We start from the raw sequence: 2592 nt of genomic DNA, 5'->3' as shown, positions 1-2592 counted from the left end.
GCCAGTAGTCCCATATACTCCAGGCAACACCCTTTATTGATTTAATAGGCTTGAATGCTTTGGTGGTATCTACCGCTACCGTGTTTACATCTATCCCGATAGGCAGGGTTACCGCGGAGTCGGCGGTGGCATTGGCGCCGCTGTATATTTCAAAATGCATCGGGGGAATTTCCCAATGCCCGGAATCGAAACTGGTAAGGGTATAAGTTTGATGAAGTACGTGTTGATCCTGGTTTACCAGTGTATCAAGATTGGAGCGGGTTACCACTTCAAAATGATCCAGTGAATCGGGTAATACCGGGAAGAGCACTTTGAAGTTAGCGTCTTTAAACTGTTGCGCTGTAAGCGTGGCGGTGAGCTGCAGTTTTATCTGCTCGCCTATCCTGATACTGCTGGTATCTGCTTTGGCGGTAACATCTACTGCCTGCTGTGCCAGCAGGGAGAAGGGAAATAACAGCCCCAGTATACAACATAAAAATATACGCCTTATAACTTGTTGTTTATACATGTTTAATTTGCTCTCCTTTATATCTATGCCCTGTTCAGGAAAAATGTTTGCAACGCTTTCACATAATCCTCGTCGGTACGTACGCTCACTAATTCTGCGCCACTTTTCAGGAACGCGTTTTTGCAATATTGTGAATGCTGAAGGAATTGCTGTTCATAATACTGGCGCACCCTGCGGTCGTTGGTATCTACCCATTGTGTGGCGCCGGTTTCCGCATCCGCAACCTGGATCAGGCCCACCGGCGGCAGTTCTTTATCGCGTTGGTCATATACCTGTACCCCCACCACGTCATGCCTTTTTGCGGCGATGTTCAATGCGTCCTGGTAATTTCCGGATAAGAAATCGCTCAGCATAAAAACAATGCTCCTTTTTTTGGTAGCATTATTAAAGAAACGCAGGGTTTCTTTAATATTTGTTCCTTTTCGTTTAGGCGTGAATGATAACAGTTCACGGATAATGAAAAGAATATGTGATTTACCTTTTTTTGGCGGGATATATTTTTCCATGCCATCGCTGAAAAAGATAACGCCCACTTTATCATTATTTTTGATGGCAGAAAAAGCAAGTACAGCGCATAGTTCCGTGATCAGGTCGCGTTTATCCTGCTTTTTGGTACCGAAAGAGGAGCTTTCGCTCATATCTACCAGCAGCATCACGGTAAGCTCCCTTTCTTCTTCAAAAACCTTTACAAAAGGGTGGTTGAACCGGGCTGTTACGTTCCAGTCGATAGATCTTACATCATCCCCAAAATGATAATCCCTTACTTCACTGAACGACATACCACGGCCTTTAAACGCGCTATGGTATTCACCCGCAAATATGTGGTTGGTAAGCCCTTTCGTCTTAATCTCTATCTGCCTTACCTTTTTTAATATTTCAGCCGTATCCAATGGGAAAATTTTTGAGTTACTAATTACGGAAAATGACCGGTCCTGCAGCTGCTATGGCACTTCCACTGCATTCAGGATCTCACTCAGGATATTTTCGCTGGTAACGTTTTCTGCTTCTGCTTCATAGGTTAAACCGACACGGTGACGCATAACGTCGAAGCATATATTACGCACATCTTCCGGGATCACGTAGCCGCGACGCTTCATGAAAGCGTAGGCTTTGGCAGCCCAGGCCAGGTTAATACTGGCTCTCGGAGATCCGCCATATGCGATCAGCGGTTTCAGTTTATTAAGTTTATAGTCTTCCGGGTTACGGGTGGCAAAAACGATATCAAGAATATATTTTTCGATCTTTTCATCCATGTATACTTCCCTTACCAGTTTACGTGCTTCCAGGATATCTGAAGGCTGGATAACTGGCCGTATCTGGGTGGAGAGTTCCGGGTTCAGGTTTTGACGGATGATCTGTTTTTCTTCTTCTCTTGTAGGATACCCGATCACTACTTTCAGCATGAAACGGTCTACCTGCGCTTCCGGCAGGGTATAGGTTCCTTCCTGTTCAATGGGGTTCTGGGTGGCCAGTACCAGAAAAGGCTCATCCAGCTTGAAAGTAGAATCGCCAATGGTGATCTGTCTTTCCTGCATCGCTTCCAGCAGGGCGCTCTGCACTTTTGCCGGGGCGCGGTTGATCTCATCCGCCAGGATAAAGTTGGCGAAGATGGGCCCTCTGCGTACTACAAATTCATTCTTTTGCTGGTTATAAATCATGGTACCTATCACATCCGCAGGCAGCAGGTCAGGCGTAAACTGGATACGGCTGAATTTGGCGTTGATAGCGGACGACAGGGACTTGATAGACAAGGTTTTTGCCAGACCGGGTACGCCTTCCAGCAGTACGTGGCCCTGGGCCAGCAAACCGATGAGCAGTCTCTCCACCATATAACGCTGGCCAACAATTACTTTACCTAACTCCATTGTGAGCAGGTCCACGAAAGCGCTTGCCTGGTGGATCTTCTCATTCAGTTGCCGGATGTCGGACGATGTATTTTCCATGCTAATAATTTTTCAGGTGTGCTAAAATAAACATTCTCTGGTCAAATAAAACTTATCACTATGTGAACGGGCCGTTAAAATGCTGTTAAACTTGCTACTATGGCTCATTTCCGCTAAATAATCATTCTATGGCGCTGCCTA

The 2592-nt window shown here is 45.9% G+C and carries 3 protein-coding genes; all 3 read right to left on the bottom strand.

Annotation, left to right across the window (positions count from 1 at the left end):
• The coding region (locus tag VN105_RS26355) for a BatD family protein (RefSeq protein ID WP_325645870.1) at window positions 1-508 on the bottom strand (508 nt) is incomplete at its 3' end.
• 23 nt (window positions 509-531) lie between these two features.
• A complete protein-coding gene (locus VN105_RS26350) occupies window positions 532-1398 on the bottom strand; it encodes a DUF58 domain-containing protein (RefSeq protein ID WP_325645868.1) in 867 nt (288 codons plus the stop codon).
• A 51-nt stretch (window positions 1399-1449) separates the two neighbouring features.
• The gene (locus VN105_RS26345) at window positions 1450-2409 is read right to left on the bottom strand and encodes an AAA family ATPase (RefSeq protein ID WP_414647267.1); all 960 of its coding nucleotides are present in this window, start codon (window positions 2407-2409) and stop codon (window positions 1450-1452) included.
• Window positions 2410-2592 lie beyond the last annotated feature (183 nt).

The organism is Chitinophaga sp., from assembly GCF_035564935.1.
Taxonomy (GTDB): Bacteria; Bacteroidota; Bacteroidia; order Chitinophagales; family Chitinophagaceae; genus Chitinophaga.
This window is presented reverse-complemented; position numbering and strand designations above follow the sequence as displayed.